Source organism: Rugamonas sp. FW305-51, from assembly GCF_058786935.1.
Genome location: NZ_JBYSZG010000012.1, coordinates 82,047 through 108,337 on the forward strand (window position 1 = coordinate 82,047; position 26,291 = coordinate 108,337).

25 protein-coding genes are annotated in these 26,291 nt (G+C 67.0%); 8 read left to right on the top strand and 17 right to left on the bottom strand.

All coding sequences use genetic code 11. The features are described from left to right. Window positions 1–2 precede the first annotated feature (2 nt). The 4 genes from AC3WOS_RS10985 to tal form a co-directional block, all read right to left on the bottom strand. Window positions 3–1,085 carry an ABC transporter permease gene (locus AC3WOS_RS10985; protein WP_492715973.1) on the bottom strand — a complete coding sequence of 361 codons (1,083 nt, stop codon included), beginning with the start codon at window positions 1,083–1,085 and terminating at the stop codon, window positions 3–5. Then, window positions 1,082–2,611, bottom strand: a complete 1,530-nt coding sequence (locus tag AC3WOS_RS10990) for an ABC transporter ATP-binding protein (protein WP_492715974.1) — start codon at window positions 2,609–2,611, stop codon at window positions 1,082–1,084. Before AC3WOS_RS10990 ends, AC3WOS_RS10985 begins: the two co-directional genes overlap by 4 nt. Window positions 2,612–2,681: 70 nt before the next feature. Continuing rightward, a complete protein-coding gene (locus AC3WOS_RS10995) occupies window positions 2,682–3,686 on the bottom strand; it encodes a BMP family lipoprotein (protein ID WP_492715975.1) in 1,005 nt (334 codons plus the stop codon). 169 nt (window positions 3,687–3,855) lie between these two features. Then, window positions 3,856–4,974 (bottom strand): transaldolase, encoded by a 1,119-nt coding sequence (gene tal, locus AC3WOS_RS11000; RefSeq protein ID WP_492715976.1) that lies wholly within the window; start codon window positions 4,972–4,974, stop codon window positions 3,856–3,858. A 494-nt stretch (window positions 4,975–5,468) separates the two neighbouring features. Here tal and AC3WOS_RS11005 point away from each other — a divergent pair, with 494 nt between their 5' ends. Together AC3WOS_RS11005 and AC3WOS_RS11010 are read left to right on the top strand one after the other, a co-directional pair. Next, window positions 5,469–7,778 (top strand): TonB-dependent receptor, encoded by a 2,310-nt coding sequence (locus tag AC3WOS_RS11005; protein WP_492715977.1) that lies wholly within the window; start codon window positions 5,469–5,471, stop codon window positions 7,776–7,778. A 314-nt stretch (window positions 7,779–8,092) separates the two neighbouring features. Further along, window positions 8,093–8,404 carry a helix-turn-helix domain-containing transcriptional regulator gene (locus tag AC3WOS_RS11010; RefSeq protein WP_492716026.1) on the top strand — a complete coding sequence of 104 codons (312 nt, stop codon included), beginning with the start codon at window positions 8,093–8,095 and terminating at the stop codon, window positions 8,402–8,404. A 121-nt stretch (window positions 8,405–8,525) separates the two neighbouring features. On the opposite strand, the gene AC3WOS_RS11015 is transcribed toward AC3WOS_RS11010, so the two are convergent. The 10 genes from AC3WOS_RS11015 to AC3WOS_RS11060 all read right to left on the bottom strand — a co-directional run bounded on the left by AC3WOS_RS11015 (window position 8,526) and on the right by AC3WOS_RS11060 (window position 17,881). Further along, entirely contained in the window at window positions 8,526–8,786 is a 261-nt protein-coding gene (locus AC3WOS_RS11015) for a DUF4148 domain-containing protein (RefSeq protein WP_492715978.1), read from the bottom strand. 93 nt (window positions 8,787–8,879) lie between these two features. Next, the gene (locus tag AC3WOS_RS11020; RefSeq protein ID WP_492715979.1) at window positions 8,880–10,463 is read right to left on the bottom strand and encodes a DHA2 family efflux MFS transporter permease subunit; all 1,584 of its coding nucleotides are present in this window, start codon (window positions 10,461–10,463) and stop codon (window positions 8,880–8,882) included. Window positions 10,464–10,477: 14 nt separating this feature from the next. Further along, window positions 10,478–11,668: an HlyD family secretion protein gene (locus AC3WOS_RS11025; RefSeq protein WP_492715980.1), complete on the bottom strand. Its 1,191-nt coding sequence runs from the start codon at window positions 11,666–11,668 to the stop codon at window positions 10,478–10,480. A gap of 36 nt (window positions 11,669–11,704) precedes the next feature. Continuing rightward, window positions 11,705–13,138, bottom strand: a complete 1,434-nt coding sequence (locus AC3WOS_RS11030; RefSeq protein WP_492715981.1) for an efflux transporter outer membrane subunit — start codon at window positions 13,136–13,138, stop codon at window positions 11,705–11,707. 31 nt (window positions 13,139–13,169) lie between these two features. Next, complete coding sequence (locus AC3WOS_RS11035; protein ID WP_492715982.1) at window positions 13,170–13,691, bottom strand: DUF2165 family protein; 522 nt, start codon at window positions 13,689–13,691, stop codon at window positions 13,170–13,172. A gap of 10 nt (window positions 13,692–13,701) precedes the next feature. Next, window positions 13,702–14,385 (bottom strand): HAD family hydrolase, encoded by a 684-nt coding sequence (locus tag AC3WOS_RS11040; protein ID WP_492715983.1) that lies wholly within the window; start codon window positions 14,383–14,385, stop codon window positions 13,702–13,704. A 58-nt stretch (window positions 14,386–14,443) separates the two neighbouring features. Continuing rightward, entirely contained in the window at window positions 14,444–15,256 is an 813-nt protein-coding gene (locus AC3WOS_RS11045) for an AfsA-related hotdog domain-containing protein (protein WP_492715984.1), read from the bottom strand. 55 nt (window positions 15,257–15,311) lie between these two features. Continuing rightward, entirely contained in the window at window positions 15,312–15,902 is a 591-nt protein-coding gene (locus AC3WOS_RS11050; RefSeq protein WP_492715985.1) for a hypothetical protein, read from the bottom strand. 32 nt (window positions 15,903–15,934) lie between these two features. Continuing rightward, window positions 15,935–17,122 (bottom strand): MFS transporter, encoded by a 1,188-nt coding sequence (locus tag AC3WOS_RS11055; RefSeq protein WP_492715986.1) that lies wholly within the window; start codon window positions 17,120–17,122, stop codon window positions 15,935–15,937. A 246-nt stretch (window positions 17,123–17,368) separates the two neighbouring features. Further along, the gene (locus AC3WOS_RS11060; protein ID WP_492715987.1) at window positions 17,369–17,881 is read right to left on the bottom strand and encodes a MarR family winged helix-turn-helix transcriptional regulator; all 513 of its coding nucleotides are present in this window, start codon (window positions 17,879–17,881) and stop codon (window positions 17,369–17,371) included. Between the two features lie 195 nt (window positions 17,882–18,076). On the opposite strand from AC3WOS_RS11060, the gene AC3WOS_RS11065 reads away from it, so the two are divergent. The 5 genes from AC3WOS_RS11065 (at window position 18,077) to AC3WOS_RS11085 (ending at window position 22,024) form a co-directional block, all read left to right on the top strand. Further along, a complete protein-coding gene (locus AC3WOS_RS11065) occupies window positions 18,077–18,820 on the top strand; it encodes a DUF969 domain-containing protein (RefSeq protein ID WP_492715988.1) in 744 nt (247 codons plus the stop codon). After that, window positions 18,817–19,773, top strand: coding sequence for a DUF979 domain-containing protein (locus AC3WOS_RS11070; RefSeq protein WP_492715989.1), 957 nt, complete (start codon window positions 18,817–18,819; stop codon window positions 19,771–19,773). Before AC3WOS_RS11065 ends, AC3WOS_RS11070 begins: the two co-directional genes overlap by 4 nt. Before the next feature lie 14 nt (window positions 19,774–19,787). Then, complete coding sequence (gene pcp / locus AC3WOS_RS11075) at window positions 19,788–20,438, top strand: pyroglutamyl-peptidase I (protein ID WP_492715990.1); 651 nt, start codon at window positions 19,788–19,790, stop codon at window positions 20,436–20,438. Window positions 20,439–20,566: 128 nt separating this feature from the next. After that, on the top strand, window positions 20,567–21,034 hold the full coding sequence (locus AC3WOS_RS11080) for a carboxymuconolactone decarboxylase family protein (RefSeq protein ID WP_492715991.1): 468 nt from the start codon (window positions 20,567–20,569) through the stop codon (window positions 21,032–21,034). A 105-nt stretch (window positions 21,035–21,139) separates the two neighbouring features. Next, on the top strand, window positions 21,140–22,024 hold the full coding sequence (locus AC3WOS_RS11085) for an RNA polymerase sigma-70 factor (protein WP_492715992.1): 885 nt from the start codon (window positions 21,140–21,142) through the stop codon (window positions 22,022–22,024). Window positions 22,025–22,034: 10 nt separating this feature from the next. Here the strand turns inward: AC3WOS_RS11085 and AC3WOS_RS11090 are convergent, their stop codons facing one another. From AC3WOS_RS11090 to AC3WOS_RS11100, 3 genes are read right to left on the bottom strand one after another with little or no spacing between them, the layout of a single operon-like run. Further along, the gene (locus tag AC3WOS_RS11090) at window positions 22,035–22,940 is read right to left on the bottom strand and encodes a LysR family transcriptional regulator (protein ID WP_492716027.1); all 906 of its coding nucleotides are present in this window, start codon (window positions 22,938–22,940) and stop codon (window positions 22,035–22,037) included. A gap of 37 nt (window positions 22,941–22,977) precedes the next feature. Then, the gene (locus tag AC3WOS_RS11095; protein WP_492715993.1) at window positions 22,978–23,904 is read right to left on the bottom strand and encodes a pseudouridine-5'-phosphate glycosidase; all 927 of its coding nucleotides are present in this window, start codon (window positions 23,902–23,904) and stop codon (window positions 22,978–22,980) included. A gap of 4 nt (window positions 23,905–23,908) precedes the next feature. Next, window positions 23,909–25,057, bottom strand: coding sequence for a carbohydrate kinase (locus AC3WOS_RS11100; RefSeq protein WP_492715994.1), 1,149 nt, complete (start codon window positions 25,055–25,057; stop codon window positions 23,909–23,911). Window positions 25,058–25,374: 317 nt separating this feature from the next. On the opposite strand from AC3WOS_RS11100, the gene xapA reads away from it, so the two are divergent. Continuing rightward, the gene (xapA, locus tag AC3WOS_RS11105; protein ID WP_492715995.1) at window positions 25,375–26,214 is read left to right on the top strand and encodes a xanthosine phosphorylase; all 840 of its coding nucleotides are present in this window, start codon (window positions 25,375–25,377) and stop codon (window positions 26,212–26,214) included. The last annotated feature ends 77 nt before the right edge of the window (window positions 26,215–26,291 follow it).

The window sequence follows — 26,291 nt, forward strand, 5'->3', positions numbered from 1 at the left end:
GCTTATCCTTTCTTACGCTTGAGCACGGCGGCGAGGGCCGGCGCGTAGAAGTTTTCCATCGCGCCGCAGAACAGAATGATCAAGCCCTGGATGAAGATGAAGGTTTCGGTCGGGATGTTCGGCTTTTCCAGCGACAGGTCGAAGCCGCCCTGGATCAGCGCGCCGAACAGCACGGCCGACAGGAAGATGCCGACCGGGTGCTGGCGTCCCATCAGGGCGATGGCGATGCCGACGAAGCCGGCGCCGCCCACGAAGTTCAGGCTCAGGTAGTGGGTCGAGCCGAGGATGGAGTTGACCGAACCGAGGCCGGCCAGCGCGCCCGAGATCAGCATCACGGTGATGATCATCTTGCTCAGGCGGATGCCGGCGTAATGGGCCGCGTGCGGGTTCTGGCCCGTGGCGCGCAGCTTGAAGCCCCAGGCCGAACGGCTGACGACGACGCCGTACACGGCCAGCGCCACGATGGCCAGCAGGAAGCTGATGTTGAGCGGGGTGTCGCCCAGGCCGGGGAACCAGCTGTTCAGGCGCGGCATTTCGGCCGCGGCCGCGAACACGCGGCTGGCCGTGTTCTGCTCGCCGACCGGGATCAGGTACTTGACGATGATGAAGTTCATCAGCGAAGCGCAGATGAAGTTGAACATGATGGTGGTGACCACGATGTGGCTGCCCCGCTTGGCCTGCAGGTAGCCGGGCAGGAAGGCCCACAGGGCGCCGAACAGGGCGGCGCCCAGCATGGCGGCTGGAATCAGGGCCCAGGTGGGCAGCGTGCTGTCGAAGGCCAGCATGGCCAGGGTCAGCCCCAGGCCGCCGAAATACATCTGGCCCTCGGAGCCGATGTTGAACAGGCCGGCCTGCATGGCGATCGACACGGACAGTCCGGTGAAGATGAAGGTGGAGGCGTAGAACAGCGTGTAGCTCAGCCCTTCCGGATTGATGATGGCGCTGTTGATCAGGATGCCCAGCGATTCGGTGGGGCTTTCGCCCAGCAGGTAGATGACGCCGGCCGCGACCAGCAAGGCCGACAGCAGGTTCAGGACGGGCAGGACAAACGCGGTTGCCCAGCGTGGCAGGTCATTGTTGTTCATGATTTGTGCATTCCCCCCATCAGCAGGCCGATGCGGGTGGTATCGAATTCTTCAATTTTCAGTTCGCCCGTGATGCGGCCGCCGCACATGACGAGGATGCGGTCGGCCAGCGCCCGCACTTCCTCCAGCTCGACGGACACCAGCAGGATGGCGACGCCGGCGTCGCGCAGGGCCAGCAGTTGGGTGTGGATGCTTTCGATGGTGCCGATGTCCACGCCGCGCGTGGGCTGGCCCACCAGCATCAGCTTGGGCTGGGCCAGCACTTCGCGCGCGATCACCACCTTTTGCTGGTTGCCGCCCGAGAGCAGGCCGATACGCAGGTCGCTGTTGGCCGGGCGCACGTCGAACTTCTTCATCAGGTCGGCGCAGCGGGCCGCGATGGCCTTGAAGTCGAACAGACCCCAGCGGTTCTTGAGCTTGTCCTGGTAGCCGAGGATGGTGTTGTGCATGACGGAGAAGCTTTTCACCACGCCGTCGCGCAGCCGGTCTTCCGGCACGTGGGCGATGCCCAGTTCGCGGAACGCGAGCGGCAGGCCGTCGGCGTCGTGCCGTCTGGCGTAGGGCAGTTCCTGGCCCAGGTAGGTGAGCTTGCCGGAACTGGGCAGGCGCATGCCGGCCAGGATTTCCATCAGCTCGCTCTGGCCGTTGCCGGACACGCCGGCGATGGCCACGATCTCGCCGGCCCGCAGCGTGAAGCCGATGTCGGCCAGCAGCTTGACGTGCTGGGCGTCCTGCAGCTGCAGGTTGTCCACCGTCAGCACGGGCGCGCCGGGGTTGTAGGGTGCACGGGGCAGGTTGTTCTCGATCGGGCGGCCCACCATCATGTTGGCCAGTTCTTCCTTGGTGGTGCCGGCCGTGGGCACGGCGCCGATCACGCGCCCGCCCCGCATCACGGTGACGGTGTCGGTGATGTCGAGGATTTCCTGCAGCTTGTGGGTGATCAGGATGATGGTCTTGCCTTGTTCCTTGAACAGCCGCAGGATGTCGAACAGGGACGCCGTTTCCTGCGCCGTCAGCACGGCCGTGGGCTCGTCCAGGATCAGGATGTTGGCGCTGCGGTAAATCTGCTTGAGGATCTCGACCCGCTGCTGGGCGCCCACGGACAGGTCGGCGATGGTGGCCAGCGGATCGACGTCGAGCCGGTAGCGGCTGCAGATCTCGCGCAGCTGCGCTTCCACGGCGGCGCGCTGGGCGGCCAGCCGGAAGCCCCCTTCGGCGCCCAGCATCACGTTGTCGAGCACGCTCATGTTCTCGACCAGCATGAAGTGCTGGTGCACCATGCCGATGCCGAGGCGGATCGCTTCCTGGCTGTTGCGGATGGGCTGGGCCTGGCCATCGAGCAGGATCTCGCCGCCGTCGGCGCGGTAGTATCCGTACAGGATGCTCATCAGGGTCGATTTGCCGGCGCCGTTTTCCCCCACCAGGCCATGGATGGAACCCTTGGCGATGGAGAAAGAGACGTCCGAGTTCGCCTTCACAGCTCCAAACTGCTTGGAGATGGCGCGAAATTCAACTGCTGGCTGCATAGGAGTAAGTAGTTAAAACGCGCCGCGCGGGGACGAACCCCGGCGGCGCGCTATGTTCTGAAGCAGGGAATTAAACCGGGCAGTGGTTGCCGGCGCGGTAGTCGATGACTTTGACTTTGCCGTCGATGATGTCCTTGCGCGCACCCAGTACGCGCTTTTCGATCTCGGGGGTGATCAGCTTGCGATTGTTCTCGTCGAGCGCCCAGTCCACGCCGCCTTCCTTCAGGCCCTTGGCGGTGACGCCGGCCTTCCAGCTGCCGTTCTTCATCTGCATGAAGGAATCGTAGACGGCGTTGTCGACCCGCTTGACCATCGAAGTCAGGATGGAGCCGGGATAGAGATGGTTCTGGTTGGAGTCCACGCCGATGGCCAGCTTGCCTTTTTCCTTGGCCGTCTGCAGCGTACCCATGCCGCTGCCGCCGGCCACGGCGAACACCACGTCCACGCCGCGGTCGAACTGCGAGCGGGCCAGCTCGCCGCCCTTGGCCGGGTCGTTCCAGGCGCTGGCGGTGGTGCCCACCATGTTCTGCACCACTTCCACTTTCGGATAGGTGGCCTTGGCGCCCTGCTCATAGCCGCAGGCGAAGGCGCGGATCAGGGGAATGTCGATGCCGCCCACGAAGCCCAGCTTCTTGGACTTGGAAGCCATGGCCGCGGCCACGCCCACCAGGTAGGAGCCTTCCTCTTCCTTGAAGGTGACGGAATTGACGTTGGCGCCCTGCGCCACGCCGTCGATCAGCACGAAGTGCACTTTCGGGAATTCCTTGGCCACCTTCTGCACGGCCTGGGTCTGGGCGAAGCCGATCGAGGCGATCAGGTCCAGGTTCTTGCGGGCCAGGCCGCGCAGCACTTGCTCGGCCTGGGTATCGCTGGAGGCCTGCACCTCGATGAAATTGATGTTGGTTTCCTTCTTGAAGCGCGAAGCGCCTTCAAAGGCGGACTGGTTGAACGATTTGTCGAACTTGCCGCCTGCGTCATACACGATGCCCAGCTTGGGGTCAGCCGCGGACGCGCTGGCGCAGGCGCCAGCTGCAGCCATGGCTGCAATCGTCAAACTAAATTGTAAAAGTTTCATGAATAGGCTCCTGGAAGATCGATATTGTATATTTTTATTGGTCGAAACATCTAATTTGGCAACACTTAATCTGGCCCCGGACGCCCCGCAGGGCGCGCTTTTAGAGGCTTTCCTCTGGCAAAAGGGCGGAAGTCCCGTGCCGCCGCCGTGCCGCCCCGTACCGTCCCCGCTAGCCGACCAGGGACAGCAACTCGTCGAACGCCTGTTCGAACTGGGCCAGGCCGGCCTGCAGCAATTGCTGGCCCACGGTTTCCAGGTCGATGCCGTGGCGGGCCAGCTGGGCCAATACAGCCTGTTCGGCCTGTTCTTTCGGTTCCGTTCCCGGCGCGCCGGCCAGCGTGGCGGCCGCCTCGCCATGGTCGCGGAAGGCGGCCAGGGTGGCGTCGGGCACGGTGTTGATGGTGTCGGGGCCGATCAGCGCTTCCACGTAATGGACGTCGCGCAGGGCCGCGCTCTTGGCGCCCGTGCTGGCCCACAGCAGCCATTGCGGGGTGGCGCCGAAGGCGGCGAACACGGCAAAGCCGCTGTCGCGCTGCCAGTCGCGGTAGGCCAGGCGGGCGGCGGCCACGGCGGCCCGGCCGCACAGGGCGGCCGCGTCCGGCGCGCTGCCCGCCAGCAGCAGGGCGTCCACGGCCACGTCGATGCGGCTGATGAATACGCTGGCCACGCTGGCGATGCGCTGCACCGACAGTTTCGCTTCCAGCCGGCGCGCTAGGCCGCGGCGGTGGGCGGCGCGCACGGCGGCCGTCTGGCTGGCCGTGAAGATCAGGGTCATGTTGACGTTGATGCCGGCGAAGATCACTTCCTCCAGCGCGGCGATGCCCGCCGGCGTGGCCGGGATCTTGATCATGGCGTTGGGCCGGTTGATGGCTTGCCACAAGCGGCGCGCGGCGGCCACGGTGGCGGCCGCGTCGTGCGCCAGCCGGGGCGACACTTCAAAGCTGACGAAGCCGGCGCGCCCGTCGCTGTCGGCGTAGGTGGCGGCCAGCAGGTCGCAGGCGCGCTGCACGTCCGGCAGCACCAGCGCCTCGTAGCGCGCTTCCGGCTCGGCCACGGCGCGGCGCAGGCCGGGCAGGGCGGCCCGGTAGGCCGGATCGTGGCGGATGGCCTGGTGGAAGATGGCGGGATTGGAGGTGACGCCGGCGATGCCGTCCACGGCGATCAGTTCGGCCAGCTGGCCGGAAGCGACCAGGTTGTGGCTCAGGTTGTCGAGCCAGATTTGCTGCCCCAGCGCGCGAACGGCGCGCAGGCGGCTGTGCTGCAGGATGCTGCTTTCGATCATATCCATACCCGGGCTCCGGTGAGGCATCAAAAGTTATTCTTTGCTAAAGCTTGCAAATTGCATGTCGCTCGGCGACAACAGTTGGTGCATGTCAAGATTTTTAAATGGCTGTTGCTTTTTTGTCCGTTTGGAAAAAATTAGTCCGGTCGGAAAAGCCAGGAATTGGCCTGCTTCATGGTGCGGCCCCGGGGCCGCACTGGCCATCCCCATGCAAGGGCGGTCCCCTACTATGCTACAGGGGCGATATGTTCGACAAATACGATTTTTGTTCGCTATTTATATGAATAAGATATGAATATTTGCGTGCACTTAGGAATTTTCCCTCATTTTTTTTCATGCTAGCATGGCCGTTACTTTGCAGAATGCAAAGGCAAATGTGGGGAATTTCACATGTTTCCAACGCCCGCGGACCGTTGCGGGCGCGATGACAGATGTCCTGCCCGGCCCACCCGGCCGGCGTGGATTTTTAAACTGGTGTTCTACCAAAGGGAGTTGCACTCATGATAAGAAAAAACAAGGTTTTTGCCGCCCGTACGCTGATCGCGCTGGCCGTGGCCAGCGCCTTCCCGCTGCACGCGGCCATGGCGGACGAAGCGGGGCAGGACGCGCCCGCCGCCGACAAGGCCGTGCCGGGCCAGCTGGAAACGGTGATCGTGACGGCCCAGCGCCGCGCCGAGAACATCAAGGACGTGCCGATGTCGATCGCCACGCTGAAAGGCGACAAGCTCGACGTGCTCACCTCCGGCGCCGCCGACGTTCGCTTCCTGGCCGGCCGCTCGCCCAGCGTGAACGTGGAATCGGACTATGGCCGCACCTTCCCCCGTTTCTACATCCGTGGCCTGGGCAATACCGACTTTGACTTGAACGCTTCCCAGCCCGTGGGCCTGGTGATGGACGACATCGTGCAGGAAAACGCGATGCTCAAGGGCTTCCCCGTGTTCGACGTGGACCAGATCGAAGTGCTGCGCGGCCCGCAGGGCACCCTGTTCGGCCGCAACTCGCCGGCCGGCGTGATCAAGTTCGACTCGGCCAAGCCCGTGTTCCGCCAGGAAGGCTATGTCACGCTGGGCATCGGCAATTACTCGTCCAAGACGGCCGAAGGCATGTTCAACATTCCCGTCAACGACACGGTGGCGCTGCGCTTCTCCGGCACCAGCCAGCACCGCGGCAACCGCGTGCACAACACCAATCCCAACCCCAACACGGGCACCCAGGACTTCGAAGGCTACGGCGACCAGGCGTTCCGCCTGCAGGCGCTGGTCCAGCCGAACAAGGATTTCAGCGCCCTGTTCAACTACCATGAGCGCGACTACCACGGCAGCGCCACCCTGTTCCGCGCCAACATCATCAAGAAGGGCACCAATGACCTGGTGGACGGCTTCGACTACGGTTCCTACCCGACCGACGGCCAGAACTACCAGCACCTGCAGACCAAGGGCAGCAACATCCGCCTGAAGTACAACGCGGGCGACATCACGCTGCACTCGATCACGGGCTACGAGAAGCTGGACTTCTACAGCCGCGGCGACGTCGATGGCGGTTTTGGCTGCACGCTGTTCTGCGGTCCGGTGCAAGGCGCGCTGCCGAGCGGCCCGGGCGTGATTCCGTTCCCGGTCGAGACGGCCGACCTGCTGCCTAGCCACCGCCAGTTCTCGCAAGAGCTGCGTGCCGAGTCCAACTACAAGGGCCCGCTGCAGTGGATCGGCGGCCTGTTCTACTTCGACGAGCATATCCGCATCGACAGTATCGCCTTCGATTCGCTCACGCCGGGCAACCCGCTGTCGCCGAACTACGCCACCCAGACCCAGGACGCCAAGTCGTGGGCCGCGTTCGGTTCGCTCAACTACACCGTCACCGACCAGCTGAAACTGCGCGGCGGCCTGCGCTACACGAACGACAAGAAGAACTTCTCGGCCAGCCGGGTGGAACCGCCCCAGTCCTCGTTCCACGAAATCGACAACACCTCGCATAACGTGAGCTGGGACTTCAGCGGCACCTATGAGCTGGACAAGACCACCAACCTGTTCGGCCGCGTCGCCACCGGCTACCGCGCGCCCAGTATGCAGGGTCGCCTGTTCGGGCTGACGGACCAGCCATCGTTCGCCGGCGCGGAAAAAGCGCTGTCGTACGAAGCCGGCATCAAGCAGGACCTGTTCAACAAGCGCGCACGCCTGTCGGCCAGCCTGTTCCAGTACCGCGTCAAGGACAAGCAGCTGACGGCCGGCAGCGGTTCCGTCAACATGAACCAGCTGATCAACGCCGAGAAGGTGACGGGCCAGGGCGTGGAAGTGGACTTCCAGGCCAACCTGAGCGACGCTTTCAGCATGACCCTGGGCGGCAGCTACAATGACACGGAGATCAAGGACAAGAACCTGTTCGTGCAGTACTGCGGTAACGTCAACAACAACGCCGCCAGCGGCTGTACGCCGACCAACGCGCCCGGTCCGTTCGCCGGCACCTCCAAGATCGACGGCAACCCGCTGCCGCGCGCGCCCAAGACCCAGCTGAACTTCACCCTCAAGTACAGCAAGGAAATCGGCGACGGCGAGTTCTATGCCTACACCGACTGGACCTACCGCAGCAGCTACAACTTCTTCCTGTACGAAGCGCCCGAGTACAAGGCCAAGCCGCTGACCGAAGGCGGCCTGCGCGCCGGCTACAAGTGGGGCAACGGCAAGTATGAAGTGGCTGCCTTTGGCCGCAACATCACCAACAAGCAGGTACTGATCGGCGCCATCGACTTCGACAACCTGACCGGCATGCTGAACGAACCGCGCACCTGGGGCGGCACGTTCAAGGTCAATTTCTAAGCCGTAGCTGTTTCATCAAAAGCCCGCGCACCGCAAGTGCGCGGGCTTTTTCACTTCTAAGCGAATCGATGGGAACGCCCACGTACGGGGTAGGCCCCGGTGTTCCAGATCTCCTCTACGGTCTAATCCGGCCCAGTTGCAGCCGAATGAGGCTAAAACGGTCGGGATTTTGCAAGCGCCAATCTAATACGGTCGATGAAATCGGAGCTAAAGTCGAAATCGATCGTTTCTTTCGTCGAGAAAGTCCAAAGCGAACCAATGTTTGATTCCATTGTCCAACTTATAGACTGATTTGACCGCATGGAGTACCGATGATGAGAAGCGTCCCCCATCACGCCGTAATGGCCGAGATGTATCGCACTGATTCCGCGCTCGCGCTGGAGGTGATCAACGGCATTCTGGAAGACGGCGATCAGGCCGAACTGCTGATCGTGTTGCGCCAGATGGTACAGGCATTCGGCGGTGTTCAGGCAATCGCCGAACAGGCGAAGCTGAACCCAACCCAGCTCTATCGCACGCTCTCACCGAAGGGCAATCCGGCGCTTAACAGCTTACTTGCGATCCTCAAGGCGATGGGGCTGCGGCTGGCGGTGCAGCCATTGACTTCGTCGGCCCCGGTCAAATGACTTTTTGAATGTTCCGTGTCGGGGCCTGGCCACCACATTCAAGGTTACTACTGAGTTTTAACTGCCCATGAAAAAGCCCGCGCACCGCAAGGTGCGCGGGCTTTTTCACTTGCGCAGGACATCAGCGCTGCGGTTGGTGCTTGCGGGTCTGCGCCACATCCATATCCACTTCCGTCTCCGGCACCTCGCCCTTGCTGCGGGCCGTGAACAGGGCGGCCCGCACCTGTTCGCGGGTCAGGCCTTCAGCGGCCGGCTGGGACCGGACGGAGGTGGAGGACGATGCGGCGGCGTCCGCGCGCGTGGCGTCGGGCGCATCGGCGGCGGAAGCGGTGGCGCTGGCGGCAACGATGATCAGAGTGGCAATCCATGCAGTGGTTTTCATGATATAGCTCCTGTCGTGAGTGAATGAGTACAGCGGTTGAAAAAAAACGTCGTCAGTCAAAAAACGGGGTAAATCGAAAACGGGGTAAATCGTTCAGTGGGCACCGCCCGCATCGACCTTGCCGGCGGCGGCCACGGGCCGGGCCAGCCACACCACGCCGATCAGCAGCACGAACAGCAGGGCCGAGCCCCAGAACAGGTCGTTGGCGGCCAGCATGTAGGCCTGGGTGTTGATCTGGCGTTCCAGCAGCTGCCACGACTGGGCCGCCGAATAGCCCAGTTGGCCCAGCTTGTCGAGCGTGTCCTGGGTCGCTTGTGCGTAGGGCGACACGGCTTCGGCCAGGCGTACGTGGTGCAGGCTGGCGCGGTCGTCCCACAGGGTGCCGGCGGCCGAGGCGCCGAACGCGCCGGCCGTGATGCGGGCGAAGTTGCACAGGCCGGAGGCGGCCGCCAGCCGCATCGGCGGCAGGCCGGACAGCGTGAGCGCCGTCAGCGGCACGAAGAAGGTGGCCATGGCGGCGCCCTGGATCAGCTGCGGCAGCATGATGGTGGCCACGTCGGCCTGCATGTTGAACTGCGAGCGCAGCCAGCACACGATGGCGAACACGAAGAAGGCGAAGCTGGCCAGCCAGCGCACGTCGAAGCGGCCGATATGCTTGCCCACCAGCGGCGACAGCAGCAGCGCCAGGATGCCCACCGGCGCGCTGACGATGCCGGCCCAGGTGGCCGTATAGCCGGCGAACTGCTGCAGCCACAGGGGCAGCAGCACCAGGTTGGCGAAGAACACGCCGTAGCCCAGCGACAGCGCCAGCGTACCGATCGAGAAATTGCGGCGCTTGAACAGGCTCAGGTCCACGATCGGGTGTTCATGCGTGGTCTCCCAGATCACGAACAGGGCGAAGGCGATGGCCGACGTCAGTGCCAGCACCACCGTTTCCGTGGAGCTGAACCAGTCCAGTTCCTTGCCCTTGTCGAGCATCACCTGCAGGCAGCCGACCCACACGATCAGCAGGCCCAGGCCCACGCCGTCGATCGGCTTTTTCACGCGCACCGATTCGCGGTCGCGCAGCAGCAGCCAGGTGAGCCAGGCGGCGAACAGGCCGGTGGGGATGTTGATGTAGAAGATCCACGGCCACGAGATATTGTCCGAGATCCAGCCGCCCAGGATGGGGCCCATCACGGGTGCGATCATGGTGGTCATGGCCCACATGGCCAGCGCCATGCCGGATTTTTCCTTCGGATAGCTTTGCAGCAGCAGCGCCTGCGACAGCGGGATCATGGGGCCGGCCACGGCGCCCTGCATGATGCGGAACACGATCATGCTTTCCAGGTTGGTGGCCAGGCCGCACAGCAGCGAGGCCAGTACGAACAGCAGCACGGCCGTCACGAACAGGCGCACCTGGCCGTAACGCTGGGTCAGCCAGCCCGTGAGCGGCACGGCGATGGCGTTGGCCACGGCGAACGAGGTGATGATCCACGTGCCCTGGCTGGCCGAGACGCCGATGTCGCCCGCGATGGACGGGATGGAGACGTTGGCGATCGTGATATCGAGCACGTTCATGAACGTGGCGAGCGCCAGCGCGATGGAGGCGAAGACGAGGCGCATGCCCGTCAGCGGCGGCGGAACAGTCGGAGCAGCCGGCGCGGCGGGGGCTGCGTTGGCGGTGGCAGTGGTCATGGCAATGGCTCCGTTCAGCGCACCAGGTTGGCGCGCACGATGTCGTTGGCCAGGTCGGCCGCGCCGGTGCGGGCCTGGTAGACGCTGGTCTGGGCCACGGGCGCGCCGCTGACGGCGCCGGCCAGCTGGGCGCCGCCCTGCTGCGACACGTCCACCTCGGCCACCATCGACAGCCCCACCCGCAGCGGATGGGCCGCCACTTCGGACGGCTCCAGCGCCACCCGCACCGGCAGGCGCTGCACCACCTTGATCCAGTTGCCCGTCGCGTTCTGGGCCGGCAGCAGCGAGAACGCGCTGCCGGTGCCGGCGCCCAGCCCGGCCACGCGGCCGTGGTACACCACGTTGTGGCCGAACAGGTCGGCCGTCAGCGTGACAGGCTGGCCGATGCGCATGTTGCGCAGCTGGCTTTCCTTGAAGTTGGCGTCCACCCACAGCTGGTCCAGCGGCACCACGGCCAGCAGCGGCGCGCCCACGGCCACCCGCTGGCCGATCTGCACGCTGCGCCGGGCCACGTAGCCGCTCTGGGGCGCGATGATGGCCGTGCGGTCCAGCGTCAGCTGGGCTTCCTGCAGGGCGGCCACGGCCTGGGCCACGGCCGGGTGTTCACGCACGGCGCCGGCGCCGGCCAGGGCGCGGCTGGCTGCATACTGCTGGCGGCTCGCTTCGAGCGCGGCGCTGGCGGTGCGGGCCGTGTCCTCGGCGTGGCGGATTTCCTCTTCCGACACGGCGCCGCTGCCTTTGAGCACCGTGCGCTGGGCCAGGTCGGCCCGGGCCCGGCGCAGTTCCGCCTCGCGCAGGTCGACGGCGGCCGCCTGGGCGGCCTGGTTCAGGTACAGCGCCTCCGTCTGGCGCACGGCCTGGGCCAGCTGGGTCTTGGCCCGCTCCAGCGCCAGCTTGGCGTCGCTGGGGTCGAGCTGGGCCAGCACGGTGCCGGCCTGGACGAAGTTGGTGTCGTCGGCGTGGATGGCCACCACGGTGCCGGCCACCTGGGGCGTGAGCTGGATCACGTTGCCGGCCACATAGGCGTCGTCGGTCGACACCTGGAAGCGGGCGCTCGTGTACCAGTAGCTGCCGTAGCCGACGCCGGCCACGGCCAGCGCGGCGGCCAGCGCCACCAGCATGGTCTTGCGGCGCGCGGCCGGCGGCGTGGCGGCCGGCTGGGGGGCGATGGCCTGGTTGGGAACTGCGGGGGCTTGGGTAGTCATGTCGTGCTCCGGTAAAAAATCCAGTGATGGCGGGGGTCAGGATTGGGCCGGCGCGGCGCCCAGCGCCACACCGTCACCCAGTGCGTGATTGAGACGGATGGCCGTCTGCAGGCGGCGCGCCTGCAGGTCGGCGTCGGCCTGGGCCTGGCTCAGCTGGCGCTGCTGCGCGCCCAGCACCACCAGGTAGCTCGACAGGCCTTGCTGGTAGCGCTGGCCGGCCGCTTTCTCGGCCGCGTCCAGTTCGCGCAGGGCGCTGCCGTGCGCGGCCAGGCGGCTGTCGAGCATGCGCCAGGTGGCCACCTGGTCGGCCACGTCGCGCATGGCGTCCAGCACCAGCTGGTTGTAGCGCGCCACTTCCAGGTCGTAGGCGGCGTGGCGCACGGCCAGCCCGGTGCGCAGGCGGCCGGCGTCGAACAGGGGCAGGTGCAGGGCGGGACCGACGCCGAACAGGCGGCTGCCGGCCTGCAGCAGGCTGCCCGCGTCGAGCGCGGCCAGGCCGGCGCTGCCGGTCAGGTCGATGTTGGGATAGAAGTCGGCGCGGGCGGCGCCGATGTCGTGGCCGGCCGCGTCCAGCCGCAGGCGCTGGGCCACGATCTCGGGGCGGCGGCCCACCAGGTCGGCGTCCAGCTTCGCCGGCAGGGTCAGCGCCTGGTTCAGCTGCAGCGTGGGCGTGGCCAGCGCTTCGCCGAACGCGGGGCCGGCGCCGGCCAGGGCGGCCAGCTGGTGGCGCAGCAGCACGGCCTCGTTGGCCAGCTGGGCCACGGCTGCCTGCGCCATCGGCACCTCGGCCGCCGCTTGGCGCCATTCCACTTCCGTATCGAGGCCGGTGCGGATGCGGGCCTGGCGCAGCGTCACTTCGCGCTGGCGCAGTTCCACCTGGCGCCGGGCCAGGGCCAGCTGCTGTTCGGTGCGGGCCAGTTCCACATAGCTGTGGGCGATGGCGCCGGCCAGCGTGGCCTCGGCGGAGCGCGTTTCGATGCGGGCCGCGTCGGCCCGCGACAGTTCGGCCGCCACCCGTTCCCCGTTCTGGCCCCAGAAGTCGAACTCGTAGCGGAAGCCCAGCGTCAGCGCGGCCGAGGTGTGGTTGGTGCCGGCCAGGGCCGGCGGCACGGCGCCGTTGCCGCTGTAGCGCAGGCGGGCCGCGGCCGCGTCGGCGCTCAGTTCCGGGCCGCCGTCGGCGCGGCGCGCCTGCAGCAGGGCGTCGGCCCGCGCCAACCGGGCGCGCGCTTCGGCCAGGCCGGGGGCGCCGGCGCGGGCTTGTTCGATCAGACGGTCGAGCTGGGCGTCGTGAAAGGCGCGCCACCAGTCGCTGGCGGGCCAGTCGCCCAGCGCGGCGCTGGTGCCGGTGGTCACGGCGCCGGCGGCCAGGGGCGTGGCCAGCGGGCGCTGCGTGCCGGGGCTGGCGCAGCCGGCCAGCAGCAGGGTGGCCAGCAGGGCCGGCAGCAGGGCCAGGGTAGGGGACGGTTTCATCTTGGTTCTCCGTTTATGCGTATGTTCAGGTTCAGGCGCTGTGCAGCTGCGGTTCGGACACGGGCGCGCTTTGCACATACAGCAGGGCGCCCAGGGCGATCAGGATCATGGTCAGGTGCACCGACTGCACGGCGCCCTGCTTGATCCAGTAGCCGAACCACAGGCCGCCGCAGGCGAACCACAGCCACAGCAGCAGGAAGCCGGACAGGGCCAGCACGCCGGCGCTGCGGGCCTGGCGCAGCTGGCGCAGCTTGCCGCTCCAGCCGGCGCGGGCGAACAGGGCGGCCGCCAGCCACAGGGCCGCGGCCACCGTCACCTGCACCGCCGCCACCGCGTACAGCAGGGTCGGTACGTGCTCGGTGGGCCAGGCGTGCCAGGCCAGGCCGCTGCCCAGCACCGGTTCGCTGCGCAGCAAGTCCATCGACAGCATGTGGCCCAGCAGCAGGCGGTTGGTGCCGGGGTCGGTCAGGTTGTTGAAGACGGCGATGCTGAGCCAGGCGGCCAGGCCGGTCAGCAGCACCAGGCGGCTCAGGGCGGAAATGCGGACAGACATGGTGCTCTCCTTACATGGTGGGGTGGGGGATCAGTACCGGCCAGCCGCGTTCATTGGCCAGGGCCAGCATCTCCAGTTCATGCGCGACGACGGTGGGGTGGCCCACGGCTTCCAGCAGCGGCAGGTCGGAATAGTGGTCGCCATAGCCGTAGCACTGGGCGCCGTCGGCGCCGTGCGCGGCCAGGAAGGCGTCCACCGCCACCCGCTTGCCGGCGCCGATGGTCTGCGGCGCCAGCAGTTCGCCCGTGTAGCGGCCCTGTTCGACGGCCATGCGGTTCACCAGCAGGTGCTGCACGCCCAGCGCGTCGGCCAGCGGCTCGATGATTTCCAGCGCCGAGCCGGACACGAACACCGGCTCGATGCCGTCGGCCCGGTGGCGCTGCAGGGCGCGCAGCACGGGCGCGATGTAGAAGCCGGGCTGGCCCGAGGCCTGGGCGAACCAGCGCCGGGCGCTGGCCGCCAGCGCGCTCTGGGTGTGGCCGCGGAAGGCGCGGTAGTAGGCGCGGTTCACCTCCGACCGTTCGCAACCCTGGCGCAGCAGGGCGCGCAGGTGGCGCTGGGCCAGCCAGTCGGCCGCCGCGCCGCGCCAGGCGCCCAGCCGCTCGCGGTAGTAGAAGGCGCGGAAGCTGAACATGCTCTTCTGGTCGATCAGGGTCTCGTCGACGTCGAAGAAGGCGTATCGTTTGCTAGACATAAAATTCTCCTGAGGACCGGCACGCCGTAGCGCGCGCCGGCCGGTTGCGGTGATCCGGTCAGACTGGCACGGCCACGGCGGAGGCCGGGGTGGCGGCGGGCTGGCCCAGACCACGGGAAATTAGGTCGGCCATCACCAGGTCCAGGCTGTGCGACAGGGCCTGGTCGGCCAGCTGGTTCTCGCGCGGGCCCAGGTAGGCGTCGTCGAACACCCCGAACTTGACGGCCATGCCGGCCACGGCGCGCCCGTTCTGCCACACTTCCATGTCGGCCACCACGCTGACGCGGTCCGGACGGGGGCGTTGCAGGTCGATCAGCTGGTAGCGGATGGTGGCCGGCAGCGGGAAGGCGAACTGCAGGAAGCGCATGTTCATCTCGTTGATGACGAAGTAGCGCTTGGCCGGGGCATCTTCGCCCATGCAGTGCGCTTCCGTGGTGGCGATGAACATCTGGCGGCAAGCCTCCGTCAGCACCATGCCCTGCACGTGCAGGCCCGTCAGGTGGTCGAGCATCAGTTCGCCGCGGGCGTCGATCAGCAGGTCGGCCTCGAAGTGGCTGTCGTCGATCTTGCGTGGCACGGAGATCAGCACGTTCTGGTCCTGGTGCTTGTGCGACAGGGCATGGCCGGCGCGGCTGTGGCGGTTCAGTTCATTCCAGCAGGCAAACTCCTGGCTCAGGCCCAGGCTGATGGCCAGGCAGTAGGCATGGTCGATCTGCATGCTGCTCAGGCCTTGGCCCGCCACCAGGGTCTTGCCGCGCAGGGCCTCGACCCGGTTGTGGCGCAGTTGCTCCAGCAGGGCGTTGTAGGCCAGCACGCCCGGTTTTTGTACGAACTTGTTGAATTCCTCAGCGATAACGAGTTGCAGATTCATAAATCCTCCTGTTTAAAAAAGTGAATAAAAGAGCCTTCGGTCCCGAGCACCATGCTCAGGCCAGGGCTGGCAACTGCCCTGTCAACCAACTGTCGTGCAGCCATTTTTCCGTCTGGCGCAGGCTGCGTGCGAAGTCCCAGACGATGTTGCGTTCAAACGTGAGCACCACGCCGCCGGCGCCGACGATGACCCAGAAGTAGCGCCCGTCCGCCTCGTTGCGGCACTTGACCTTCATGCCGGTCAGCGTGTGGCGGCGGCGCTGGCCATCGGCGCCGGTGGTGCGCAAGGTTTCCTCGTGCGGCTGCACCCACTGCAGCGCCATCCCCGGCAGCAGGTCCGGCGCATGCTGTTCCAGGTAGGAGTGGGCGATGCGCTGGGCCTGGGCCGCCGAAGGCTGCTCGCCCTGGCATTGGGCCGCGCTGAACCAGGTCTTGCCCAGCAGCTGGCCGGCCGGCGACAGCACCATGCTGTAGTGTTCGCCGCCAAGGCCGCCGTTCTGGCCATCGTTGCGCTCGTAGCGCAGGTGCCAGGCGGGCACGCCGTCCAGTGCCACCGGGTTCACGCTGGCCAGGTGCTCGAAGCCGGCCGGCGGGCGCAGCCGGGTGTCGAGGCGTACGGGCAGCGGCATGTTGTTGTGATCGTTCATAGCGGTTCTCCTCGTTGTAGGGTGGCGGGCGGTCAGCGCGCCGCCACGGCGGCGGCGGCGGCCTGCCGGCCGGTTGGCAAACTCAGTAACAGGGCGCCGCTCACCAGCAGGGCCAGGCAGCCGAAGTACTGGCCGGCCGGCAGCGGGGCGGCCACGCCGGCCAGCCATGGGCCCAGGCTGGCGCCGCTGAACAGCACGAAGGTGTACAGCGACACGGCCTGGCCACGCCAGCTGGCCTCGGCCAGGGCACTGGTGCGGGCAATCAGGCTCGGTACGCTGATGCCCACGCCGGCCACGAACAGCACGCTGGCGGCCAGGGTGGCGGCCAAGGTGGTGGCTACTGCACCGGCCAGGGCGGCCATGGCCAGCCCGGCGGCGGCCGTCGCCAGGCCCACGCTGACCATGCGCTGGGCGCCGAAGCGGGGCAGCAGCACGGCCACGGCCAGCGGCATGAGGAAGCCGGGGATGGCCACGGCACGCACGGCCAGCGGGCTCAGATGGGCGGCCCGCAGGGCGGCGCCCAGGTGGCGGTCCAGCCCCAGGTAAAAGGCCACGAAGCTCATCATCAGGGGCAGGGCGGCGCCGTACACGGTGCGCAGGGCAGGCTGGCGCAGGACACGGAACAGCCCGCTGTAGCTGGCCAGCAGTGGCGTGCGGACCGGGGTGCGCAGTTCCTGCGGCAGGCGGGCCAGCATCCAGGCCGTGGCCAGGTAGATAGGGCAGGGCAGGGCCACGGCCCAGCCGAAGCCGTAGGCCGCGCCGGCCAGGCCGCCGTAGATCTGGCCCACCAGGCCGGCCAGCAGGAAGGCCGTGCTCAGCCAAGCCAGGCCCCACAGCCGCAGCCGGCCCGGCAGCGACTCGGCCAGGAAGGCCAGCGCGGCCGGCGGGAAGGCGGCCGTGGCCAGGCCTTGCAGGGCGCGGCCCGCATACAGCTGGGCCGGCGTGCTGGCCTGGCTCAGCAGCAGGGTGCACACCGTCAGGGCCAGCAGGCCGCCCACCATGACGGGCTTGCGGCCGATGCGGTCCGACAGCGGACCGAACAGCAGGAAGCCGCTGGCGTAGGCCAGGCTGAACGCGCCCAGCGCGGCGCCGGCACCGGCCGCATCGAGCCCGAACTGGCGGCCGATCTGGCCCAGCAGCGGCAGCGGCAGGTAAAGCTGGGAGACGGCGGCCAGGCCGCACAGGGCCAGCAGGGTCAAGACGGCAACGGGGTGTTTCATGTTGATCCTTTCATTTCGTCAGCTATTAATACGGTGGCTTCTATTTAGTTAGGCACTATGTAGCTAGCTAACTATTTACTGCAAAAAAAACTGGGGTTGCCAGCCGGGCTCAATCAGTTATTAATCAAGCATGGTTTCAATATTAGCACAAGAGTAGCCATTAACTATATAGCTGGCTAACTATTTTTTATAAAAAAATGCCGGTCCTGGCCACGCGGCGTCAGCCGCCCGGCCACCGGCGTGACCCTAGGCGGGCACGGCCTTGATATCGGCCATGCTGGCGTTGAGCTTGCGCATCAAGCCGCGCAACTGTTCCCGCTCCTGGGGGCTGAACACGCTCATCAGCTGCGCTACCCAGTTGTAATGTTCGGGCAGGGCTTCGGCCAGCAGCGCCTCGCCGGCCGGCAGCAGCCGCACCACCCAGGCCCGGCGGTCGCCCACGTCCTGCTCGCGGCGGCACAGCTTGGCCTGCTCGAGGCGGTCGACGATGCCCGTCATGGTGGGCGAGGACACGCTCACGCCCTCGGCCAGCCGTCCCACGCCCAGTCCGCCCGGGCTGCGCTTGAGCAGCAGCAGCACGAAGAACTTGGTCTGTGACAAGCCATGGCGGGCCAGGTTGACCTCGAACTCGGCCATCATGTCGCTGCAGCTGCGCGACAGCAACAGCCAGGTCTGCACGCCGTCGATATCGGGGTTCGGATAGAGCTTGGCGAACTGCGACAAGGTATCGAAGCTGGGTAAGTCTTTGAGTTCCAACATGATGGTGATTTCGTAATGATTAGTAGTTGGGTAAATATTAGCGTGCTAAATTGTGCCTGTCAAAGAAAATCTTCAACCAGTGTCGCGCGGCGGCGACCGTCAGCCATTTTATTGCTTTTCAGAACATTTTTGCCGCGCGCCGCGAGGCGGGCTGGGGTAAGATCATGCCAGCAATTTTCCGGGGGAGGAGCGAGCATGCATGCAGCCGTCAATCTGTGGCCGCTGATCGGGGTGGCCGTCATCGTGGCCGGCTTTGCGCTGCGGGTGCACCCGGTGCTGGTGGTGGTGGCCGCCTGCGCCGCCACCGGCGCGGCGGCGGCCATGCCACCGGCCCACCTGCTGGCGGCGCTCGGCACGGCCTTCGTCAAGACCCGCAACCTGCCCCTGATCCTGCTGCTGCCGCTGGCCGCCATCGGCCTGCTGGAACGCTACGGCCTGCGCGAACATGCCCAGGCCGTGGTGGCCCGCATCCGCTCGGCCACCACGGGCCGGCTGCTGATCGTCTATCTGCTGGTGCGCGAGCTGAGCGCCGCCTTCGGCCTGACCAGCCTGGGCGGCCATCCCACCATGGTGCGCCCGCTGGTGGCGCCCATGGCCGAAGGGGTGGCCGCGGCACACTATCCGGGCCTGAGCGAGGCGCTGCGCCAGCGCATCCGTGCCATGGCGGCGGCCACCGACAACGTCGGCCTGTTCTTCGGCGAGGACATCTTCGTCGCCTTCGGCGCCATCGTGCTGATGCAGACCATCCTGCGCGGCGAAGGGCTGGAAGTCGATCCGCTGCGCATGGCGCTGTGGGGCGTGCCGACCGCCGTCACCGCGTTCGTGATCCACGCCTGGCGGCTGCACCGGCTCGATGCGCGCATCGCGCGCGAGGGCGCGCAGGCGCTGGCGGCGCAGGCCCATGGGCCGGCCGCGGGCGATGCCGGGGATGGCGCATGACCATCACGCTCGACTATTTCTACCTGGTGATCGGCGCCATGCTGCTGGCGATCGCCGTCATGACGCTGCGCGACCGGCAGCACCCGCGGCGCCACGCGGGCGCCCTGTTCTGGGCCCTGTATGCGCTGGTCTACCTGGCCGGCGAACGGCTGGCGCCGGAAGCGGTGGGGCTGGCGATGGTGGTCATGGCGCTGCTGGCCGGCTTTGGCGGGGTGCTGCCGGCGCGCCACGGCGAGCGCACGGCCGGCGAGCGCCGCGCCAGCGCGCAGCGCCTGGGACACCGGCTGCTGCTGCCGGCGCTGCTGATCCCGGCCACCACCATAGTCGGCGCCACCTTGCTCAAGGACGTACATGTGGGCGGCCAGCTGCTGCTCGAGACGAAGAACCTGACCCTGGTTTGCCTGGGCTGCGGCTCGTTGCTGGCCGTGGCGGCGGCCTGCCGGCTGACCCGCGCCACGCCGCTGCAGGCGCTGCGCGAGGCGCGCCGGCTGGTCGACAGCATGGGCTGGGCCGTGGTGCTGCCGCACATGCTGGCGGTGCTGGGGCTGTTGTTTACGGAGGCGGGCGTGGGCAAGGCCGTGTCCCAGGTCGTCACGCAGTGGATTGCGCTCGACACCCGGCTGGCGGCGGTGGCCGTGTATTGCGTGGGCATGGCCCTGTTTACCATCGTCATGGGCAACGGCTTTGCCGCCTTTCCCGTGATGACGGGCGGGGTCGGCATTCCCGTGCTGGTGGGGGTGTACCATGCCGATCCGGCCGTGATGGCGGCCATCGGCATGTTCAGCGCCTACTGCGGCACCCTGATGACACCGATGGCGGCCAACTTCAACATCGTGCCGGCGGCCCTGCTGGAGCTGCGCGACAAGCATGGCGTGATCAAGGCGCAGATCGCCACCGCCTTGCCGCTGCTGGCCGCCAATGTCGGCCTGTTGTATTTTTTGATGTACCGGTAACTGGAGCAAATTGCATGAACAAGATCATATTGCTGACCGGCTTTGAGCCGTTCGACAAGGAAGACATCAACCCGTCGTGGGAAGCCGTGCGGGTGCTGGGCGACTGGCACGAGGGCGATTTCACGGTGGTGGCGCGGCAGCTGCCATGCGCCTTCGGCGTGGCCCGCAAGATGCTGCACCAGATTATCGAGGAGGTGCAGCCGAGCGTGGTGATCATGGTGGGCCAGGCCGGCGGCCGGGTCGACATGACGGTCGAGCGCATCGCCATCAACATCGACGACGCGCCCATCCCGGACAACCGCAAGCGCCAGCTGGTCGATATGCCGGTGGTGGCGGGCGGCCCGGCGGCCTATTTTTCCACGCTGCCGATCAAGGCCATCGTGCACCAGCTGCGCGAGGCCGGGTTGCCGGCCTCGGTGTCGCAGTCGGCCGGCACCTTCGTCTGCAACCACGTGTTCTACGGCCTGATGCACCAGGCGGCCGAATGGGGCACCACCATGCGCGCGGGCCTGATCCACGTGCCCTATCTGCCGCAGCAGGCGGCGCGCCATCCTGGCACGCCCAGCATGCGGCTGGCCGACATGATCGAAGGCTTGCGCATCGCCGTGCGCACCGTGCTGGCCTACGACGTCGACATGCGCGAGGCGGGCGGCGTGACGCACTGAGAGGCTATGATTTAAGCAACGGCGGCGAAAAAATATTTCGCGGCGCTGTCACAGAACGCCGGGCCGGCCCGTCTTATGGACATGGAAGGCGCAATGGGCGCCTTCCGCCACCCCGCGAAAGGTCATTCATGTCTCACGCCGCCCCCCGTATTCCATTCTTCACGCTGGCCCCCGCCAACATGAAGGCGCTGATCAACCTGTCCGTTTCCGTCAAACTGAGCTCGCTGGGCGCCCGCCTGGTGGAGCTGGTGCAGCTGCGCATTTCGCAGATCAACGGCTGCGGCGTGTGCATCGACATGCACTGGCGCGACCTGATCGGCCAGGACGTCAACCCGCGCCACCTGAACGCCGTCGCCGGCTGGCGCGAGGCGCCGTTCTTCAGCCCCCGCGAACGGGCCGCCCTGGGCTGGGCCGAAGCCGTCAACGCGCTGCCGCAGCGCGACGACACGGACGCCGCCTTCGCCGAGGTGGCGCAGCACTTCAGCCAGACCGAGATCGCCGAGCTCAGTTTCACCGTGGCCGCCATCCGGGGCTGGAACATGCTCAACCTGGCGCTGCGCAACCCGATCCCGGAAGTGCCGCCGCCAGGTTTCTGAGCGCCGCACGCCACGTCTCCCGCCGCGCGGGCGGTGCCCGGGCGGACTACAATGTCCCGTACCGGCACCGCCCGCACCTTGTTCCAGCATTCGAATCGACGCGCCATGACAGCCTCCGCCCCCACCAACGAGCAGACCTTTGCCGCGCTTCGGCCGCGGCTGTTTTCCATCGCCTACCGCATGACGGGGATACGGGCCGATGCCGAGGACGTGGTGCAGGATGCATGGCTGCGCTGGCACGGCAGCGCGCGCGACGGCGTGCAGTCGGAGGAGGCCTGGCTGGTGACCATCACCACCCGGCTGGCCATCGACCGCCTGCGCAGCCGCAAGGCCGAGCGCGAAAACTACATCGGCTGGTGGTTGCCCGAACCGCTGGTGGAACTGGACGACAACACGCCGGAGAGCGCCGCCGAACTGGCCAGCGAGGTATCGGTCGCCTTCATGTGGGTGCTGGAGCGGCTGGCGCCGGACGAACGCGCCGCCTTCCTGATGCGCCAGGTGTTTGACCATGACTACGCGGACATCGCCGCGATGCTGGGCAAATCGGAAGCGTCGTGCCGCCAGATGGTGCACCGGGCACAGGAGCGTGTGCAGCAGGAGCGCCCGCGCTTTGCCGTGCCCCGCGATACCCACCGCACGCTGCTGGCCAGTTTCATGCAGGCGGCGGCCAGCGGCGACCGCGCCGCCATGAAGGCGATGATGGCGGAGGACGTGAAGCTGGTGTCCGACGGCGGCGGCAAGGCCACGGCCTTCCTCAAGGTGCTGTACGGCGCCGGCCGCGTGGCCGGCCTGTACTGGTCGCTGGAACACCAGTTTCCGGCGCAGGTGGTCTACCGGGCGGCGCGCATCAATGGCGAACCGGGCTTGTTGCGCTACGTCGGCGGCAAGATAGAGTCGGCCCAGTCGTTCATCGTCGACGGGGACCGCATCGCCGCCGTGTTCGTGATCCGCAATCCGGACAAGCTGGCGGCGCTGCCGCAGTTCATCTGAACCGCGGCCTTTACTCGCTGCGCGCCGGCGGATTGATGATGTTGAGGAAGGCGCGCACCACGGGCGCGTCGTCCAGTGCCGGGTAAGTGATGTACAGGTTGGCCGACGGCGGATCGCGCAGCGGCAGGAACACCACGCCGGGCCAGCCGATGCGGCTGGTGGTCTCGGGCAGCAGCGTCACGCCCAGGCCCGCGCCCACCATGGCCAGCAGCGTCTGCGGCTCGTTCGCCTCCTGGAAGATGGTGGGCTGGAAACCGGCCTTGACGCAGCATTCGATCAGGTAGCGGGGGAAGGAGGACTTGTCGAGCGCCAGCGTCAGCATCGGCTCCTGGGCGATGTCCATCAGGTCGATTTCGCCGCGCGCGGCCAGCGGATGGTGCTCGTTGATGGCCACGCACACGTTCTCGCGGTAGCACAGTTCCTGGCGCAGGTTGTCGTGCCTGAGGTCGTCCTCGTCCAGTTTCGGCTCGCGCCAGAAGCCCACGTCCACCTGCTTGGCGCGCAGCGCCTCGTACTGCACGGTGGGGCCCAGCTCGTGCAGGGTCCACGTCACGCGCGGGTACTTGGTCTGGAATTCCTCCAGCAGGCTGGGGATGGGCCCCCACATGGCCGAACCGACGATGCCCACCCGCAGCCGTCCCACCTCGCCGCGGTCGATCTGGCGGATGGTGTCGATGGTCATGCGCATCCTGGCCAGCAGTTCGGACGCTTCCTGCATCAGCGCCTTGCCCGCCACCGTCAGCTCGAAGGTGCGGGTGGTGCGGGCGAACAGGCGCACGCCCAGTTCCGCCTCCAGCTTCATGATCTGTTGGCTCAAGGGCGGCTGCGAGATGTGCAGCCGTTCGGCCGCCCGGCTGAAGCTCTTTTCCTCGGCCACGGCCAGGAAGTAGCGTAACTGTTTCAGGTCGATGGACATGGCGTTGGTCGGTCTGGGCATGGCGCGGTGTTCCGGATTACTTGGCGGTGGCGGGGTGCGCGTGCATGGCGCGCGCCAGCGCGGCGCCGGCGCGGGCGTTGTTCTTCACCAGCGCGATGTTGGTGGCCAGGCTGCGGCCCGCTGTCAGGTCCTTGATGCGGCCCAGCAGGAAGGGCGTGACCTGCTTGCCCGTGATGCCGCGGTGGGCCGCCTCGCGCAGGGCCTGTTCCGTGATGGCGTCGATTTCTTCCTTGGGCATGGCGTCGGCCTCCGGTACCGGGTTGCTGACCACCACGCCGCCGTCCAGGCCCAGTTGCCACTTGGTGCGGATGAAGGCCGCCTGCTCGGCCGGCGTGTCGAGCTGGAAGTCGGCGTCGTAGCCGCTCTCGCGCGTGAAGAAGGCGGGGAAGCCGTGCTGGCCCACGCTGACCACGGGCACGCCGTACGTCTCCAGGTATTCCAGCGTGAGGCCGATGTCGAGGATGGACTTGACGCCGGCGCACACCACGGCCACCGAGGTGCGGGCCAGTTCCTGCAGGTCGGCCGAGATGTCGAAACTGGTCTCGGCGCCGCAGTGCACGCCGCCGATGCCGCCCGTGACGAACACTTCGATGCCCGCCAGTTCGGCGCAGATCATGGTGGCGGCCACGGTGGTGGCGCCCAGTTTGGCCTGCGACAGCACGTAGGGCAGGTCGCGCCGGCTGACCTTCATGGCGTCGGGCGCGGTGCCCAGCAGTTCCAGCTGCTCGGGCGACAGGCCGATGCAGATCTTGCCGCCGATGATGGCGATGGTGGCCGGAACTGCGCCGCCGTCGCGGATGATCTGTTCCACTTCGCGCGCCATCTGCACGTTCTGCGGATAGGGCATGCCGTGCGAGATGATGGTCGATTCCAGCGCCACGATGGGTGTGCCGGCGGCGCGGGCGGCCGCCACTTCGGGCGAGAAGGAGAGGAATTGGTGCATGGTGTCAGTCCTGAATCGGAGGATGGTCATGGAGGGGGAAGGGCGGCGCGTCCAGGTCGAAATCGTTGATTTCGTCCAGCACGTCGGCCGCCAGTACGGGCGAAACGGTGTCCGGGCTTTCCAGCGTCATGGCGGCCACCTTCAGGCCGCGCCGGCAGGCCAGCCCCAGGTCGTCGCTGCCCTGGTACAGCGACCAGCAGACGGCGGCGGCGAAGGCATCGCCGGCGCCCGTCACGTCCACCACCTCGACCTGCTGGGCCGGCAGCCACGCCAGCTTGCCGGCGCCCGTGTGGAACACGCCCTGGCCGCCGCAGGTGACGATCACGTCGCGCGCGCCCTGGGCCTGCACTGCGCGGCAGGCGGCGGCCACGTCATCTTCCGTGGGCAGGGCATGGCCGACCCGCGTTTCCAGTTCGCCGCGGTTGAGGATCAGCAGCCGCAGGCCGTGCAGGTCGGCCGGCAGGCGCGCCATCTTCGGCTGCGACACGGCCACGATAATGAGCGGCACCGCTTCGCGCCGGGCGTCGGCCAGCAGCAGGGAGATGGCGTCGCGCGGCAGGTTCAGGTCGGCCACCGTCATGGCGGCGGCCGTGCGCTGCGGCTGGCGGCTGGCCAGGAAGGCGGGCGTGAGGCGGTCGTACAGCGCCATGTCGGCCAGCGCCACCGTCATTTCACCGCGGTCGTCCAGCACCGCCGTGTAGGTGCCGGTGGCGCAGTCGGTCACGTGCAGGCTGCCGCGCATGTCGATGCCCGCCGCTTCGGCGTGGTCGGCCAGGGCGCGCCCGGCCGCATCCGTGCCGAGCGCCGTCAGCAGGGCGGCCGGAAGGGCCAGCCGGGTCAGGTTTTCCGCGATGTTGCGGGCCACGCCGCCGAACACTTCCTCGGCGCTGGCCGGGTTGGAGGTGCCCAGCTGCAGCGGCGCCAGCGTGCGCAACTTGCGGTCCAGGTTGGCCGCGCCTATGCAGACCACGGGGCGCTTGTCGGGCAGCACATAGGCCCGGCCCAGCAGCCGGCGTTCACGGATCAGGCCGGCGATGTGGCCGGCCACGGCCGAGCGCGACAGGCGCAATTCGATGGCCAGGTCCTGCTGGGAGATGAAGGGGTTGGCGCGGATCAGCTGGTACAGCTGTTCCTTCTTGGAGATTTCCGTCACGGCCACGTCCATATAAACATTTGTTTACAATGCTAGACATATGTTTGCTGCCTGTCAAACGAGCATCCTCATAATACCGTGGATTTATTCGATATTTGTATAAATTGCGAAGAAAAATGGTATTTGCCATACATATAGCGATCAGGCATAGTGACGATCAATAAAAGAAAGTTTGATCTGCAGCACCCCCGCACCACCAGCAGTTGTTGTAGCGGCGCCCGGCGCCCGGCCGGACTGCGCCAAGCGCGCAGGGCAGAAACAGCACAGCAGCACGGCACCGCCATACCAGATACTCACCTATAAAAACGAGGATAACCATGTCTAACAATTCCCCATTCCAGGCCGCCGCCATCGTCCGCGCCCGCATCCCGGCCGACTTCAAGCCGCGCATCGCGCTGATCCTCGGTTCCGGCCTCGGCGTGCTGGCCGAACAGATGACGGACGCGGTGACCATCAGCTACGACGAGCTGCCCGGCTTCCCCATCAGCACCGTGCACGGCCACGCCGGCGAACTGGTGATCGGCACCCTGTCGGGTGTGTCGGTGGTGTGCATGAAGGGCCGCGGCCACGTGTACGAAGGCTATGGCCTGGGCGTGATGACGTCGGCCGTGCGCACCATGAAGCTGCTCGGTTGCGAGATGCTGTTCGTGACCAACGCGGCCGGTTCGCTGCGCACGGAAGTGGACGCCGGTTCGCTGGTGGCGCTGACCGACCATATCAACTACCTGCCCGGCACGCCGATGATAGGCCCGAACGACGAGCGTTTCGGTCCCCGCTTCTTCAGCATGGCCAACGCCTACGACGCCGACCTGCGCCAGCTGCTGCAGGCCGCGGCCGCCGAGAAGAGCGTCATCCTGCATGAAGGCGTGTACATCGCCTACGCCGGCCCCAACTTCGAAACCCCGGCCGAAATCCGCGCCTTCAAGACGCTGGGCGCCGACATGGTGGGCATGTCGGTGGTGCCGGAAGTGGTGTCGGCCCGCCATTGCGGCCTGAAGGTGGTGGGCGTGTCCGTCATCACCAACCTGGCCGAGGGCCTGTCGCCGTTCCCGCTGTCGCACGAGCAGACGCTGAAATACGCGGCCGTGGGCGCCAAGTCGCTGGTCGAGCTGATACTGGGCTTCCTGGCCAACGTGGCGAAAACGCCGCAAGCATAATCCCTGTGGGGCGGCCTGGTCCGCCCCTTTGTTTTTTGGGCGCAGGGCCTACACTGTAAGGCCAGCCCGTCCCGGAG